At 48.0% G+C, this 14,088-nt stretch carries 14 protein-coding genes; 7 read left to right on the top strand and 7 right to left on the bottom strand.

Features of this window, described 5'->3' with window-relative positions; all coding sequences use genetic code 11:
• Nucleotides 1-80: 80 nt before the first annotated feature.
• The 3 genes from QUA54_RS21855 to QUA54_RS21845 all read right to left on the bottom strand — a co-directional run bounded on the left by QUA54_RS21855 (nucleotide 81) and on the right by QUA54_RS21845 (nucleotide 2,621).
• Nucleotides 81-923: an MBL fold metallo-hydrolase gene (locus tag QUA54_RS21855; RefSeq protein WP_333416267.1), complete on the bottom strand. Its 843-nt coding sequence runs from the start codon at nucleotides 921-923 to the stop codon at nucleotides 81-83.
• A gap of 105 nt (nucleotides 924-1,028) precedes the next feature.
• Nucleotides 1,029-1,832 (bottom strand): SDR family NAD(P)-dependent oxidoreductase, encoded by an 804-nt coding sequence (locus QUA54_RS21850; RefSeq protein ID WP_333198245.1) that lies wholly within the window; start codon nucleotides 1,830-1,832, stop codon nucleotides 1,029-1,031.
• Between the two features lie 579 nt (nucleotides 1,833-2,411).
• On the bottom strand, nucleotides 2,412-2,621 hold the full coding sequence (locus QUA54_RS21845; protein ID WP_333198244.1) for a hypothetical protein: 210 nt from the start codon (nucleotides 2,619-2,621) through the stop codon (nucleotides 2,412-2,414).
• 81 nt (nucleotides 2,622-2,702) lie between these two features.
• On the opposite strand from QUA54_RS21845, the gene QUA54_RS21840 reads away from it, so the two are divergent.
• Complete coding sequence (locus QUA54_RS21840; protein ID WP_333198243.1) at nucleotides 2,703-3,149, top strand: BP74-related protein; 447 nt, start codon at nucleotides 2,703-2,705, stop codon at nucleotides 3,147-3,149.
• A 368-nt stretch (nucleotides 3,150-3,517) separates the two neighbouring features.
• Here QUA54_RS21840 and QUA54_RS21835 read toward each other — a convergent pair whose 3' ends face one another.
• Together QUA54_RS21835 and QUA54_RS21830 are read right to left on the bottom strand one after the other, a co-directional pair.
• Nucleotides 3,518-3,787: a hypothetical protein gene (locus QUA54_RS21835; protein WP_333198242.1), complete on the bottom strand. Its 270-nt coding sequence runs from the start codon at nucleotides 3,785-3,787 to the stop codon at nucleotides 3,518-3,520.
• 246 nt (nucleotides 3,788-4,033) lie between these two features.
• The gene (locus tag QUA54_RS21830) at nucleotides 4,034-5,062 is read right to left on the bottom strand and encodes a hemerythrin domain-containing protein (protein ID WP_333416266.1); all 1,029 of its coding nucleotides are present in this window, start codon (nucleotides 5,060-5,062) and stop codon (nucleotides 4,034-4,036) included.
• Between the two features lie 429 nt (nucleotides 5,063-5,491).
• Between QUA54_RS21830 and QUA54_RS21825 the strand changes: the two genes are divergently transcribed.
• The 3 genes from QUA54_RS21825 to QUA54_RS21815 all read left to right on the top strand — a co-directional run bounded on the left by QUA54_RS21825 (nucleotide 5,492) and on the right by QUA54_RS21815 (nucleotide 8,753).
• Nucleotides 5,492-6,757, top strand: a complete 1,266-nt coding sequence (locus QUA54_RS21825) for a pitrilysin family protein (RefSeq protein WP_333416265.1) — start codon at nucleotides 5,492-5,494, stop codon at nucleotides 6,755-6,757.
• 279 nt (nucleotides 6,758-7,036) lie between these two features.
• The gene (locus QUA54_RS21820; protein ID WP_333416264.1) at nucleotides 7,037-8,305 is read left to right on the top strand and encodes a pitrilysin family protein; all 1,269 of its coding nucleotides are present in this window, start codon (nucleotides 7,037-7,039) and stop codon (nucleotides 8,303-8,305) included.
• A gap of 7 nt (nucleotides 8,306-8,312) precedes the next feature.
• Nucleotides 8,313-8,753: a helix-turn-helix transcriptional regulator gene (locus tag QUA54_RS21815; protein ID WP_333416263.1), complete on the top strand. Its 441-nt coding sequence runs from the start codon at nucleotides 8,313-8,315 to the stop codon at nucleotides 8,751-8,753.
• Between the two features lie 52 nt (nucleotides 8,754-8,805).
• Here QUA54_RS21815 and QUA54_RS21810 read toward each other — a convergent pair whose 3' ends face one another.
• Nucleotides 8,806-9,069 carry a BrnA antitoxin family protein gene (locus QUA54_RS21810; protein WP_333416262.1) on the bottom strand — a complete coding sequence of 88 codons (264 nt, stop codon included), beginning with the start codon at nucleotides 9,067-9,069 and terminating at the stop codon, nucleotides 8,806-8,808.
• Complete coding sequence (locus QUA54_RS21805) at nucleotides 9,047-9,325, bottom strand: BrnT family toxin (protein WP_333033472.1); 279 nt, start codon at nucleotides 9,323-9,325, stop codon at nucleotides 9,047-9,049. The genes QUA54_RS21810 and QUA54_RS21805 overlap by 23 nt, the downstream gene beginning before the upstream one ends.
• 212 nt (nucleotides 9,326-9,537) lie before the next feature.
• Between QUA54_RS21805 and QUA54_RS21800 the strand changes: the two genes are divergently transcribed.
• The 3 genes from QUA54_RS21800 to QUA54_RS21790 all read left to right on the top strand — a co-directional run bounded on the left by QUA54_RS21800 (nucleotide 9,538) and on the right by QUA54_RS21790 (nucleotide 14,082).
• Complete coding sequence (locus tag QUA54_RS21800; protein ID WP_333416261.1) at nucleotides 9,538-11,358, top strand: efflux RND transporter periplasmic adaptor subunit; 1,821 nt, start codon at nucleotides 9,538-9,540, stop codon at nucleotides 11,356-11,358.
• A 263-nt stretch (nucleotides 11,359-11,621) separates the two neighbouring features.
• Nucleotides 11,622-12,887 (top strand): ABC transporter permease, encoded by a 1,266-nt coding sequence (locus tag QUA54_RS21795; RefSeq protein WP_333416260.1) that lies wholly within the window; start codon nucleotides 11,622-11,624, stop codon nucleotides 12,885-12,887.
• 61 nt (nucleotides 12,888-12,948) lie between these two features.
• A complete protein-coding gene (locus tag QUA54_RS21790) occupies nucleotides 12,949-14,082 on the top strand; it encodes an ATP-binding protein (protein ID WP_333416259.1) in 1,134 nt (377 codons plus the stop codon).
• Nucleotides 14,083-14,088: the final 6 nt, after the last annotated feature.

Here is a 14,088-nt window from a genome sequence, read left to right as displayed (position 1 = left end):
GTCGGAAAAGTTGGTAACATGGATAAGTTCGGGTTCCTGAATCGGTCTTACTGGCACAGGTTTTGTAAATGATGAAATGTCTAGTTGTGAGAACTGCTGGACTTGCCACCGAACGCTTTCAACTCCATAGCGTCGTGGCTACAGAAGAGGCGCACGCCCTTACTCCGATCGACTGATAATGCGCGCAGCCGGTCTTGATTTAGCAACCTAGCCTTGCGGTCTACCTCCATCATCCACTGGTAGGCGCGTAGTCCGGCCGTGCAGCGTCGTTTGGAGGAACCCATCTCGTCTCGGTAAAAGTAGGCATCGCCTGCGTGTAGGAGCCAACCCTCCGGGGTGTCGATCGCGATGCCCGCATGACCCCGCGTGTGACCGCTAAGCGGGATGAGCAGAATCTCTGGTGGCAGCCCGTCAAGATCGCGGACTGCCTCAAAACCGAACCAAGGTTCGCCCCCCGCCGAATAGTATTTCCAGCGTTTGACTTCATCCCACTGCCCTGGACGATAGCGCCTTTTTGTGATGAAACCGTGCCGATCGTGCGCAGCATCCATTTCCGACTGCATAACGTGTACCGTTGCTTCAGGAAAATCCTCTAGACCACCGGCGTGATCGAAATCGAGGTGGGTCAGCACAATATGGCGCACATCGCTTGCAGAAAATCCAAGCTGCTCGATTTGAGCGATCGCCGTGTACTTGCGATCGAACTGGATGTTATTAAAGTGGACAAAGAATGCGCTCAGCCGGGAATAAGGCGCCTTGATATCGCGCAGTCCGAAGCCGGTATCAATGAGAACAAGTCCCTGATTCGTTTCAACGAGCAGACAGTGGCAGACGAGGTTCGCCGTCAGCCCGCGACTGAAGCCATCAAAGAGCGTCCCGCCAATCGGGCACATACAGCCACAATTGAGATGGTGAATTTGCATAAATCCTCTGTTACGATGCCTCCGAGGAGCCATCCTAAATGTGTAAGTTCCGGCCTAGTTGAAAGAGTGTCAACTGAGCATATTCGATCGATCTGTAGGCGCAGATTACTTATTAGCCGACCCCGGTTCAGTAAGTTGACGGTGCTGTTCGGCATTAGCGGTATCAGGCAAAACCTTGCTCGCGGTGCCCTGAAGCTTCGTCTTGAGCGATCCTGCAACAATGCTGTCTTTGCCTGACATCAGCGCCTCGAAACCTTGCTTGGCAACCATAGCCGGGTCATCTTTCCGATCGGCACCGGCCTTAGTATCATCCATTCCGGCCCGATGGAAGAAGTTGGTATCGGTTGGCCCGGGCATCAGTGAGGTGACGGTGACACCCGTATCCTTCAACTCGTTACGCAGCGCCTCCGAGAACGAGTGCAGAAACGCTTTGGACGCCGCGTAGACTGCCTCGAACGGCCCCGGCATCAGGGCGGCGATCGACGAAGTGAAGAGGATGCGACCCTGGCGGCGATCGACCATATCCTTTACTACCCGTTTGGCGAGATGTACGGACGAGACGACGTTGAGGTTGATCAGATTGAGTTCGTCCTTCAGGTCAGTTTCGCGGGCAAAGTCGCCACCGACACCGACACCTGCGTTAATCGCGATCGCATCCACCGATCGACCAGTCGCCTTAATCTTGCTGTAGAGCGTTTCAACACCGTCGTATGTAGCGAGGTCTGCCTCCACCGTCTCGACTTGGACACCGAGCTTCTCGAAGGCAAGAGCGGCTTCATTGAGACTTGGGCCCGTGGAGGTGATGAGAAGATCGAAGCCGTTTTGAGCGAACTGTTTGGCGAGTTCGTAGCCGATGCCGTTAGAGGCACCCGTCACGACGGCCAAGGGGCGGGTCAAGGAACTGTTCATAACTTCCAAACTCCTGTTTAACTGCTCCGTAGTAGTTTGTCTGGGCTTGCTTCTCTTTCTAGCAGACAACCTGTGGGGACTGTGGGCTTCCAACTTTTATAATCCTAGGAAGGCAGCAGTGCGATCGCATCTTTCCAAGGACGTATCGCTATTGTGTTTTAGATATCTCCAATAACTCCCAAAGTCTATCCCCGCTTCAGCTTGTTTTCTAACTGCCTGCTTCCCTGTTCCGGCCAGCCAGAAACCAACGCTTAAATCAGAGTTTGAAAATTTTTTAATTAATAATATTGTCCTAATCAGGGATTGAAACTAGAACTTCAAACTCGGGGTTTTCAGGATATGCTTCGGCACGGCTGCGGCTACTATTTGACGGCCAAAGGGATAGACACTAGGGCAATTCTGAATTATTTTGGACACGCTAACATTCACCACAAATTCCGCTACAGTAAGATACTTTGCCAATTCTGGAATTTCACCGACGGGCTGCCTGTCAGATTTTCCCCGTCTAACTTTTGTGCGATCGGTAATTTTCTGAACTTCCCAGAGTTGCTATTTGCTATAGGGTTCCTCGGCTTTATCCTATCGAAACACGTACCAGTCAGAAACTTCGGGGGCTGCTTGTTTGGCAGGTTTCACCCGCGGCTCTACTGGGCTTGGAGTTGGTGAGGTGGAATTCTGCGATCGGCTTTCTTGCTTGGCCGCCCGTCGCTGACGCGCCCAAAGATCGTATTGATAGAGGTAGGCGGTTGCCACAGGCAAGCAGGAGAGGGCGATAGTTAGTTTCCACATTGAAGACTCTCGATTGGATGGTGCAGTAATAATAAGTGCACCAGAGTGGTAAAATTTTTTTGGCAAGTAGAGGTCTTTACCATGAATCTCTTTCACAAACTAACTTATCTGACACGCCGAGTAATAATTGTATTGGCTCTTGTTGGTATGCTTGGTATCAGCTTTAGTGCTCCAGCATACGCGGCTGCACCTGCTAGATTTGTCTTGGAAACCCCACCCGCCCCCGATCAATTCGTTATTGAACTCACTGATGAGAGTAAGATCCAACAAGCCCGGAATATACTCAATGGAACCCAGAAAGATGAAACCCATGTAGTCGGAAGAATCATAAAAAGACCAGCTCCCTACAATCCAAAATGGAGCTATCAATTAGATCCAGCGTCTATCAGCTTCTTTAGCTTTGCGATAGAAGTTTGTGATGCTCAAATGGGCTACGTAGAAGACCACCTTGATGAAGCGGGTGGAGCCTTTTTACCAGGTCTTTACTGGTGTCCTTGGAGTTCACGGCTAGTCAAGGAAATTAAGTAACCCGAAAACTTTCATTCAAAAAGCGATCGCATTTTTCTGGAGTTAATACCTTTTGTCGAAGAGCCTGGTTTTGCTGATGTAGGTCGGCAATCACTTTTTGTGCCGCATCCAGTTCCTCTTTAAGTCGAGAAACTTCTGCCTTCAGTTGTGCTACTTCAGAATTTTTGAAGGATGTACGTATCTTCTCAACAGCCGGGTTGTATTTGTATAACCGATCGCCTTTGGTGTTCCCTTAATTACCTGGCATCATCTTTCCCTGCTTACAAGCTAGTGTGCCAGTTGAAAGGCGATCGCCTAAAACTGGCGCACCTTTAGAGGGGTATGGGGGCGGTGCGACCGCAGCCGCTGCAAGTGTTCGCGTCTCCTCTTCATCTCGTTTCCGGTTGCATGGGAATGATAAAGTTAAGCTCAATAATTCCACATTCCCCGACTCCCGACTCCCCACTCCCCATCATTCCGGTGTTACCGGAATTGATATCACTCGTCCCCTGCTTTCTCACAGCATTTATTATTTTTGTCGATTCGCGACGCGAGGGTTGTTCTCTGGGGGTATCCCCCAGAACCCCGTGGCAGCCAGAGCGAAAACCAACTGATGCTTCGTTGCGGTCGTTACGGGCGTCGCACAAGAGCCACCGCACGCCCTCCACTGTCTCCCTGATAGTGAATAATTTTTAACACAAACAATAGAATCTCTCACCGGATGGGATTACATTTTATCACACCTGGTTGCTGTTGCATAAGTTTTGAGAATTGCTCGGTAGAATTTGAAGATTTGTGTGTTTATAAAAAACAATAATCCCGCCACCAGGTTGGGAGCGGGATTGATAGGTTGCAGTTTAGCTATTCTCTAGTTTTGCTAGAGTTAAAATTAGCCGAATGCTGAATTAGCTCAGGTTAGCCATTTCTTGCTGGATCGTGCTTTTTGCTGCTTTAAATTGAGTAGCCATTTGTTCCATTTGTGCTTCGCTCAGGTTGCGGCGAATTTGAGGGAACATATCGTTTTCTTCTTGTCGAACGTGATCTTGAACCGCTGTTTGGAGCTGTTTGATTTGGGCTTTGAAATCAGAAGAAGTGGGGTTGAGAGACTTAATTTGGGCGAGCATCTGCTTCATTTCTGCTTGCTCGTCGTACAGTTCTTGAGTATTGCCGTAGTAGCTGCGAACTGCGGGATAAACAATTTGTTCTTCTGCTTCGGCGTGAACGCTGAGGTCTTTGTAAAGTTGACCGAAGAATTCTTGCAGTTTTTGAGTATCGTCGGTGCTTGCGATTTCCATAAATAGGGTATCGACTTTGCGGTGATCCATTGAGATGATTTCGGTGATGTTCATCTCATCTTTGCTGCGGGTAACTGCACCGCCGATGATGCCGGTCATGGCTGCCATAGCATCTTGCACGCGCGCCCAAACGCCTTGGTCGGGGTCTTTGCCGGTCAGTTCGCGCACTCCTAAAATTTCGAGAACTCCTTTGAGTTGTTCTTGGTGAGCGCGGTTCTCAAAGTTAACTGTGTTGAGGGGAGTAATGGCGGCTTCGATGTCGGCGCCGACTATTTGAGCGGCTTTGTGAATTAACAAGCCGGCCATTGTTTGTTTGTGTTTGAGCAGTTCGTGCTGACCTACTTTTTCAAACAATGTTAGTTCAGAACCTTCCATGAGTTTCTGAACTTCTTCAATCATTTTTGTGCTGGTTTCTTTGGGCTCGGCTTGAATGCCGTATTGCACGATCGTGGTTTCTAATACGCCCAAGTTTTTGCGATCGTCCTCGAGCATATCCCGGAAGCGCTGGGCCAGTTCGGAGTCGTTGCAGGAATTGATGAACAATTGCTCGTTGGCGATCAAAAGGTTTTGCAGCGCTTTCATGTCTGCTAATTTAGTTGCGATCGCTTGGCGCTTGGTATCTTCTAAGGTAGCTACCATCTGTCGTTTCTCCTCTCAAGGTCTTTAGTGTTCTTACATCTTTTAATTTATTGAAATATTCTGATAACACCCTCTTTCTCGCGACTGATTCATTAATATCCCGCAGAAGCTATTGACTTTTGAGCGAAAAAATGGTAAGTATTTGAGACTGCTTGAAAAAAAGCAAAAAGCAAAAAATAACTGATGAGTAAGGATTAATGGCAGAAGACTCCGCCCAAAAACGGATACCGTGCCACGTACTCCTGTCGCGATCGGCTCAAAATTTTAGACTCTTGTTCAAGCCCCCAGATTCATCTGTGCAGTAAATCTCAAATCTCAAATCTCAAATCGACTGAGTGATAATTTCTGTATAAATTAATCCCGATCGCAGAGCTGTAAAGCGCTACCATAGTTGCAGCCGAAGTTAACTAAAGTTTAAGAATAACTAGCTTGTCTCAACTGCTCACTGCTTTAGAGTTCCCAGCCAATGTCTGGAAGCTCAACAACGGGTTAACGGTCATTCACCAGCGGATTTCGGCCACACCGGTGGTCGCGCTAGACGTGTGGGTGAGGGCTGGCGCTACGCTGGAGCCGGATTCTTGGTCGGGAATGGCTCATTTTCTAGAACACATGATATTTAAAGGGACGGATTCGATCCTCCCTGGAGAATTTGACCAAGTAATAGAAAATCGCGGCGGTGTCGCCAATGCAGCTACAAGTCACGACTACGCCCATTTTTTCGTCAACGCTGCAGCCGATTATTTAGCAGAAACAGCGCAGCCGCTGGCAGAATTGCTGCTGCGCGCTTCGATTCCCGATGGGGAATTCGATCGCGAGCGAGATGTGGTACTAGAAGAAATCCGGCAAGCTCAAGACAATCCCGATTGGCTGGGTTTCCAAGCCATGATGGAAACAGTTTACCAGCGGCATCCCTACAGGCGATCGGTATTGGGGACCGAAGAGTTGCTGATGTCGCGAACTCCCCACGAAATGCGCTGTTTCCACCGATCGCACTATCAGCCGGAAAATATGACTGTGGTGATAGTCGGGGGAATTGATGAACAACAGGCTAGAGATGTGACGGGGAAAGCATTCGAGCAGTTTTCCGATCGGTGGGATTGTCCCAAATTAACCGCAGAGGCGGAACCGCCGCTGATAGAAATTCGCCGTCAGGAACTCGGCCTCCCCCGATTGGAACAAGCGCGGCTGATGATGGCTTGGACGGGCCCAGGAGTTGAACAGTTGCAAAGTGCTTGCGGCTTGGATTTGCTTTCGGTGTTGCTTGCAAACGGGCGGACTTCCCGTTTAGTCAGGGAACTGCGGGAAGAATTACAATTGGTAGAGGCGATCGACAGCACTTTCTCGCTGCAACGGGAATCGAGTTTATTTACTATCAGTGCAGTCTTGGACGCGAAGGATGTCGAACAAGTGGAATCTCGGATTTGCGATCGGCTTTGGGAATTGCAGTCTGAGCCGGTTTCCGAGGTAGAACTACTTCGCTGTAAGCGTTTGCTGTGCAACGATTTTGCTTTCTCCATCGAAACGCCGGGACAGCTAGCAGGTCTTTACGGATATTACAATACGATCGCCACTGCCGAATTAGCGCTCAGCTATCCAACTAGGATTAAAGCATTTGGGCCATTAGACCTCCAGCGCCTAGCTCAACAATATCTCTCTCCCCGACGCTATACAGCCGTGGTACTCAAACCAATCTAATCGTTAAGCTGGTGAATATAAATATATTTTGTACCGGATAGATGTTCGGCATTTGTCCGGGGTTCTTTGTGCTTGGGGCGCACCCTACAGGATAGATGTTGTTACATTTAGATGTTGTGGGTCAGGCCCGGCCCGGTATGACATCATACAAGAGGCACATGGAAAATAGAAAAATGGCGATCGAGTAATTACAAATTACCAATTACCCATTACCAATTACCCATTTTCAATTACCAATATTTCAGCTACGCTCAGTACAAGTTCCCAACTAAATTAACCATGAACAATGAAATCCAGCGCACGGTTTTAGACAACGGTATTGTTGTCTTAGCAGCAGAAAATCCAGCAGCAGATATTATTGCAGCTAGGATATTCCTGCGGGCCGGCAGTCGCTACGTGCAGCCGGAACAAGCAGGATTGTGTCACTTGCTGTCGGCGGTAATGACTAAGGGAACCGATCGGCTGTCTTCGCTGGAAATTGCCGAGCGTGTAGAATCGGTGGGAGCGAGGTTGAGTGCCGACTCTACTACAGACTATTTTTTAGTGAGTTTGAAGACTGTTTCTGCGGATTTTGAGGAGATTTTGGAGTTGGCGGCGCAATTGACCCGATCGCCTACTTTCCCGGAAGCTGAAGTCGAACTCGAACGCCGCATTGCCATATCGGCAATTCGTTCGCAACAAGAACAGCCATTTGCGATCGCCTTCGAGCAATTGCGGCACGCGATGTACCAGGAACACCCCTATGCTTTCTCTCCCTTGGGCACGGAAGCTACTATGTCAAAGCTCACCAGAAACGAGCTCGAACAATTCCACAAAACCTATTTCCGTCCCGATAATGTAGTTATTTCTGTAGCCGGCAGAATATCCACCGAAGATGCGATCGCCCTGATCGATCGAACTTTTGGTGACTGGAAAGCGCCTTTAACACCCCTGCCAACTTTAAGCGTCCCCCCCCTGTCCCCCTCCCCTCAATCGGTCGTTACGGCGCAAGATACGCAGCAATCAGTGATTATGCTGGGCTACCTCGCACCCTCTGTCAAAAATCCCGACTACGCAGCGATTAAGTTGCTGAATACTTATTTGGGTAACGGTTTGTCGAGCCGATTGTTTGTGGAATTGCGGGAAAAGCGGGGCTTGGCTTACGACGTTTCCGCGCTCTACGCGACGCGCTTGGATACGGCTCAGTTTGTCGCGTACATGGGTACTGCGCCGGAAAATACGGCGACTGCTTTTGAAGGATTGCGCGCAGAAGTCGATCGACTCGCCAACACCGAACTAAGCGAGGAAGAATTGCAAGCTTGCAAGAATAAAATGCTCGGTCAATATGCTTTAGGAAAACAAACTAATTCGCAAATTGCCCAAGTTTTAGGTTGGTACGAAATTTTGGGATTGGGAATTACATTTGACCAACAATTTCAAGAAGAAATTGCACAGGTGACAGCTTCACAAGCGCGGGATGCTGCTAAGAAATATTTTGTAGAACCGTATATTTCTTTGGTGGGCCCGGAGGCGGCGATTACAGAGTTAGGTGTAGCGGCTGTTTGTTGAGTAGGAAATGGGCGATCGAACTTTTCAAAAGTTCGATCGGTTTAGTCAAGAAGCACGCATAGAGGCTGGTGTGATTCTCAGACACTTGCAGCAAGGTGAAAGTCTCGTAATGCCTCATTTATATAGGACTAATGTTATGGAACTTTCAAAAAAGAAGCGTCTAGAAGATAAATGCTGGAAGATTGGATCTGCCTCGGAATTCTTAGAACTTTCACCAGAGGAATCGAGCCTAATTGACATTAAGTTAGCCCTCATTCTTAATCTCAAAGAACGTCGGCAAAGATTGATGACACAGGCAGAGTTAGCTGAGAAAATCAACTCCAGCCAACCTCGTATTGCCGCAGAAAATGGCGACGATTCGGTTTCAATTGAACTGTTAATACGCGCAATCCTGGCAACAGGTGCAACGCCTCAAGATATAGGGCAAATTATTGCTCAAGTAGGATAGAAAGAGCGATAACTCACCCACTATACTATGCACGACCACTTAAAACGCACAGTTATGCTGAGTGCTGAGTTTTGTGTTTCTCTATATATTGGCGTAAAACGTTATTAATTAGAGTTTTATACTGTTCTCCTTGAGCCTCAAACCACTGCTTCACATCTGGATCGAGCTGAACTAAATTGTGGGCTTGCTCTGCTGGAATACGTAAAGTCGATCGTTCAAAAAATTCATCGGTCAGCGGTGGAATATCTGAGTAGTCGATATTCTCTTCTGACCTTGACTCTAAGGCTGCCCAGTTAGTACCAGAGGTACTGTTCAAATCGTTTCTGCTCATGACGGTTTGCTCTTCGCGCTGAAATGATTCGGATTACATTGTTTTGACGTTCTGTCCAGACTACTACCGCTATTCCAGAACCGAGAAAACCGATTCCAAACCAGCGATCTTCGCCATAATCAAAACGATCGTCTAGCTCAATCAGCATTTCACCATCAAACATCGCGGGAACATCGGCAAAATCAATCTGATGTTTACGGATGTTTTCAAGGTTTTTCGCTTCGTCCCACTCAAATTGCATGAAGGATTAGGGTATGCCAGATTAAACTATCTTCCTTCATTATTACGCATTTGGCCCAACAGGTTTTATGCTGCACTGGAGATCGATGTTGGGATCTAAACTCGATCGCCCGCAAGCATTAAACACGGGAAAAAACCTAGTCAGACTTCAATTGAACCTTTTCTGTTCCCGCTCCGTCTAAATTGAACAGACGCCCGATATGTCTAATTTATATGTACTTAGTAAAGCACTTTCAGATAAAAAAAGAGCTGACTCCGTGGGTTAGCGGACTCCTCGCCGCTTCCCTGCTTGCAGGAGTCGGCTACACAGCTTACAGCCAACTCACAGTCAAATCCAGCCGCGAAACCAGGCGCAAGGAAAAAACCGTTGCTGTCGAAAGGGTGAACCTGCCGATTACAATTTCGGCAAACGGCACAATCGTGCCCGAACGTTCCGTTAACGTCAGCCCCAAAACTTCAGGAATGCTCAAAAGTTTGCTTGTCAAGGAAGGAGATCAAGTTGAAAAAGGGCAGATTCTCGCCTACATGGACGACTCCAACCTCCAAGGGCAACTTACCCAAACTCGCGGACAACTCGCAGCCGCCGAAGCAAACCTGGAAAAATTGGTCAACGGCACTCGAACCCAGGACATTGCTGTGGCTAGGGCAGTGTTAGCAGAACAACAGGCAAGTTTGGAAAAATTGCTCAACGGCAATCGAAGCCAGGATATTGCCGTAGCTGAGGCACAACTAGCTGAACAACAGGCAAATTTACAAAAATTGCTCAACGGCAATCGAAGCCAGGATATTGCCGTAGCTGAGGCACAATTAGCTGAACAACAGGCAAATTTACAAAAATTGCTCAAGGGCAATCGGCCTGAAGACATCGCCCAAGCGATCGCCAAACTCAGGGATGCCGAATACGCCAAAAACCAAGCTGAGGAAGACTTTCAGAGAAATCAGGAACTCTATAATGTCGGCGCCATTGCTTTGCAAGTTGTCAACAACTCCCGCACCGCGCGCGATCGAGCTCAAACGCAAGTCAGGCAAGCCGAACAAGCTGTAGCTTTGCTGCAAGCGGGTACTCGCCCCGAAGAAATCGCTTCGGCGCGGGCTGCTGTGGAGCAAAAACGGCAAGCTTTGACCCTGGCGCGATCGGGCGCACGTCCCGAAGAAATCGCTGCCGGGCGGGCTGCTGTGGAGCAAAAACGGCAAGCTTTGGCCCTGGCGCGATCGGGCGCACGCCCGGAAGAAATCGCTGCGGCGCAGGCCGCCGTCGAGCAAAAACAGCAAGCTTTGGCGCTGCTAGAAGCAGGTTCCCGCCCCGAAGACATCGCCCAAGCCCGCGCCCAAGTTCTCTCCGCTAGAGGCAGCCTGCAAAGCGTTCAAGCGCTGATCGGCGACACTGTGCTGCGGGCTCCTTTCACCGGCACTGTCACCCGCAAGTACGCCGATCCGGGCGCTTTTGTGACTCCCACGACGGCAGGTAGTGCGGTTTCTTCGGCGACTTCTTCTTCGATTTTGTCCTTAGCTTCAAAAAATCAATTAGTAGCAAACGTAGCAGAAACTAATATTTCTCAGATTAAGATCGGCCAGGCTGCGTCTATTCAAGCCGATGCTTTTGCGGGAAAGACTTTTGCAGGTAAAATCAGTCAAATTTCGCCTCAGTCGATCGTCCTGCAAAATGTGACAAGTTTTGAGGTAAAAGCGGCAATTATTAATGACGATCGACAAGTGCTGCGATCGGGCATGAATGTGAATGTGGAATTTAAAGCAGGTGAACTCAAAAATGTTTTGGTAGTCCCGACTGCGGCAATTGTCCGCCAACAAAGGGAAACGGGGGTTTTTGTTCCCGGTGGAGAAGATGGCAAACCTGCTTTTATGCCGATTAAGACTGGTATGACGGTGGATGACAAGACGGAAGTGCGATCGGGTTTGAAAGGAAATGAAAAAGTGCTGCTTACTTTCCCCCCCGGATCGCGGCCTAGATCCCAAAATCCATCGGGTGGCGGGATTCCGGGTTTGCAACCGGGTGGCGGAACGCGCTTGCGTTAGTAGTCCGCAGTCAGTAGTCATTAGTCATTAGTCATTAGTCATTAGTTAGTGGTTGACAATTACGGATTACCACTTGCCAATTACTAATTATCACTTATCAATTACCAATTACCGATTTCCAACAGCACAAGACGGAAGTTACGGATACACGGATAACTTTTTTTTTACTCTTCCTTCTTCTTTGTTCCGTGTTGCTTGTTCTTTCTTCCTTAAAACTCCCAATTATTCCTTAGCAATTACCTATTAGCTATTACCCATTACCAATGAAATTACAGACTCGCCCCCGCACCAACAAAATCTCTAACGTTCAAATCGCGTTCATGGCGACAGAGGCGCTGTGGAATAACAAATTGCGTACCAGTTTAACTATGCTGGGCGTAATTATTGGGATATCTTCGGTAATTGCCATTACTTCGGTCGGACAGGGAGTACAAAAATCAACTGAAGAACAGTTAAAGGCTTTGGGTACAAATGTGCTGTTGGTGTTATCCGGCGCTGCGCGATCGGGCGGTGTCAGTCAGGGAAGCGGTTCGGCTACTACCCTTACTTGGGATGACGCTAAGGCGATCGGCAAACAAGCTCCTGCTGTCAAGGCAATTTCGGCTTATTTGCAGCGCCAAGTGCAAGTCGTTTACGGCGGACAAAATTCATTTACTGCTATTTTGGGAACGGATTTAAACTATCCCGATGTCAAGAACATTCAACCTCAACAAGGACGGTTTTTTAACGAGGATGAATTGAATGCTGCTGAGCCAGTAGTTGTCCTCGGTTCTAAAGTGCGGGACGAACTTTTTGGAGCCGGAGCTAATGCGTTATCCTCCGATATTCGCATTCAGGGAAACCGCTACAAGGTCATTGGAGTGATGGAAAGCAAGGGGTCTGTAGGGGGAACCGATCAGGACGATCGAGTGTATATTCCCCTCAAAAATATGTCTTCGCGGATTGTGGGGAGAAATTCTTTAGCGGGGATTGCGATCTCGGGTTTTTGGTTGGAAACTGCCGGCGAAGCGGATTTAGCAGATGCTCAATTTCAAGTGGAAAATATTATGCGCTTGCGCCACAATATTTATCCGCCACAACCGGATGATTTTCGAGTTGTCAATCAAGCTGAGATAGTTAATACTTTCAGCAATGTGATAGGTTTATTTACGGTTATGATCGGAGCGATCGCCGGAATTTCTTTGGTGGTTGGCGGCATCGGTATTGCTAATATTATGTTGGTGTCTGTTGTAGAACGCACTAAGGAAATCGGAATTCGCAAAGCGGTAGGCGCTACTAATGCAGCAATTCTCATTCAATTTATGGCAGAATCTATTTTAGTTTCCACGGTGGGGGGAACGGCGGGAATTGGGTTGGGAATTGCGATCGCCTTTGGGGCCTCGACAGCGTTCAAATTTCCGTTTGTGGTTTCTGTATGGTCGATTACAGCAGGTTTTGGGCTATCTTTTACCGTCGGGTTGTTAGCTGGAGTATTGCCTGCTCGGAATGCCGCTCGCTTAGATCCGATCGCAGCCTTGCGGAATGATTGAAAGGCGTAAGGTAGTGTATCATCAATCTACCAATCCGCTTCTGCTCTAGTCAAATAACTCTATGGCTCCCCCTTCGCCATCTCCCTGTCCGTTTTCTGCACCCTCTATGCTGAAAAAGCGCGATTGCTTTGTGGGGCGCAAAGACGAACTAAAATTTATTCAATCTCAGATGACAGGCCCACAGCCAACCAGCGTTAATATTGTGGGGCCACATAAAATTGGCAAGTCATCCCTACTTTGGCGTTTTTATCAAATTTGTCGCAATCATCGTCAATACGCTTCCAGCCGTTATGCTGTCATTTATTTATCATTTCAAGATGGTGAATGCCAAACTGAAAATACTTTCTATCAAAGAGTTGCTGAAGAGTTGAGCCAAGCGCCAGTTATTCAAGCTAAGCGGAGTTTAGTTACAGCTTTTTCCGCTGCCAATTGGGAGCGCAGTACCTTTGCTAAAGCCATGAGACTTTGTGAGTCCGAGAAAATATTACCAGTCTTATGTATAGATAAATTTGAAGCGCTGTTTCAGGATAGTTATCGCGAAGAATTTGATGAAGGATTTTATGACAATCTTCACTCCTTAATCAACAATAGCGCCCTGATGTTGGTATTAGCTTCTCTAGAAACTCTTGATTCCTATCGCACAAAATATAAACTGACCTCTTCTTTTTTCAACGTCGGTTCAGTGTCGCCATTGGAAAAGTTTTCAGAAGCCGAAGCTAAAAAATTGGTCGAGTTGCCTAAAGGAACAATAGCAGGGGCTATACCAGCTTTAACTGAAACAAATCAGCGCCTAGCTTTGGAGTGGGGAGAACGGCATCCTGTGCGTTTGCAATTAGCCGGAAGATATCTCTGGGAAGCGCAACAACGTCGTAAAAATGTGAATTGGGCAAAGCAGAATTTTCAAAACCAAGCCAGGGTAGTTTTACAATTGCCAACTCCACCCAAGCGCCCTCAGAAATTGGGGCAGTGGCTGCGCTGGCTAGTCTTGGATGTGCCAATTTGGGTGGGCAATTTAACTAAACGTTTCGGGCTGAAAGTGGATGACATCTTTGCTTGGGTAATGGGTCTGAGTGTGATAATTGTTGCGATAATGTGTGTCGCAGGTATCGTTACTGAAAAGTATTTTTTTGATTTGTTCAAAAAGTTCTTGTGTGGCAGTTTGAGTCCGGTGTTAGGCAAGTGGTGTGATGGTTAGGATAAA

Origin of the sequence: Microcoleus sp. MOSTC5 (assembly GCF_036701825.1) — a bacterium.
Lineage (GTDB): Bacteria > Cyanobacteriota > Cyanobacteriia > Cyanobacteriales > Microcoleaceae > Microcoleus > Microcoleus asticus.
The sequence above is the reverse complement of the archived record's forward strand: the minus strand, read 5'-3'. Positions and strand labels throughout refer to the sequence as shown.

Bases quoted from the DNA above. Each gene is read 5' to 3' on its own strand.
- QUA54_RS21855 (WP_333416267.1), bottom strand. From the start codon at position 923: ATGCAAATTCACCATCTCAATTGTGGCTGTATGTGCCCGATTGGCGGG.
- QUA54_RS21850 (WP_333198245.1), bottom strand. From the start codon at position 1,832: ATGAACAGTTCCTTGACCCGCCCCTTGGCCGTCGTGACGGGTGCCTCT.
- QUA54_RS21845 (WP_333198244.1), bottom strand. From the start codon at position 2,621: ATGTGGAAACTAACTATCGCCCTCTCCTGCTTGCCTGTGGCAACCGCC.
- QUA54_RS21840 (WP_333198243.1), top strand. From the start codon at position 2,703: ATGAATCTCTTTCACAAACTAACTTATCTGACACGCCGAGTAATAATT.
- QUA54_RS21830 (WP_333416266.1), bottom strand. From the start codon at position 5,062: ATGGTAGCTACCTTAGAAGATACCAAGCGCCAAGCGATCGCAACTAAA.
- QUA54_RS21820 (WP_333416264.1), top strand. From the start codon at position 7,037: ATGAACAATGAAATCCAGCGCACGGTTTTAGACAACGGTATTGTTGTC.
- QUA54_RS21815 (WP_333416263.1), top strand. From the start codon at position 8,313: ATGGGCGATCGAACTTTTCAAAAGTTCGATCGGTTTAGTCAAGAAGCA.
- QUA54_RS21805 (WP_333033472.1), bottom strand. From the start codon at position 9,325: ATGCAATTTGAGTGGGACGAAGCGAAAAACCTTGAAAACATCCGTAAA.
- QUA54_RS21800 (WP_333416261.1), top strand. From the start codon at position 9,538: ATGTACTTAGTAAAGCACTTTCAGATAAAAAAAGAGCTGACTCCGTGG.
- QUA54_RS21795 (WP_333416260.1), top strand. From the start codon at position 11,622: ATGAAATTACAGACTCGCCCCCGCACCAACAAAATCTCTAACGTTCAA.
- QUA54_RS21790 (WP_333416259.1), top strand. From the start codon at position 12,949: ATGGCTCCCCCTTCGCCATCTCCCTGTCCGTTTTCTGCACCCTCTATG.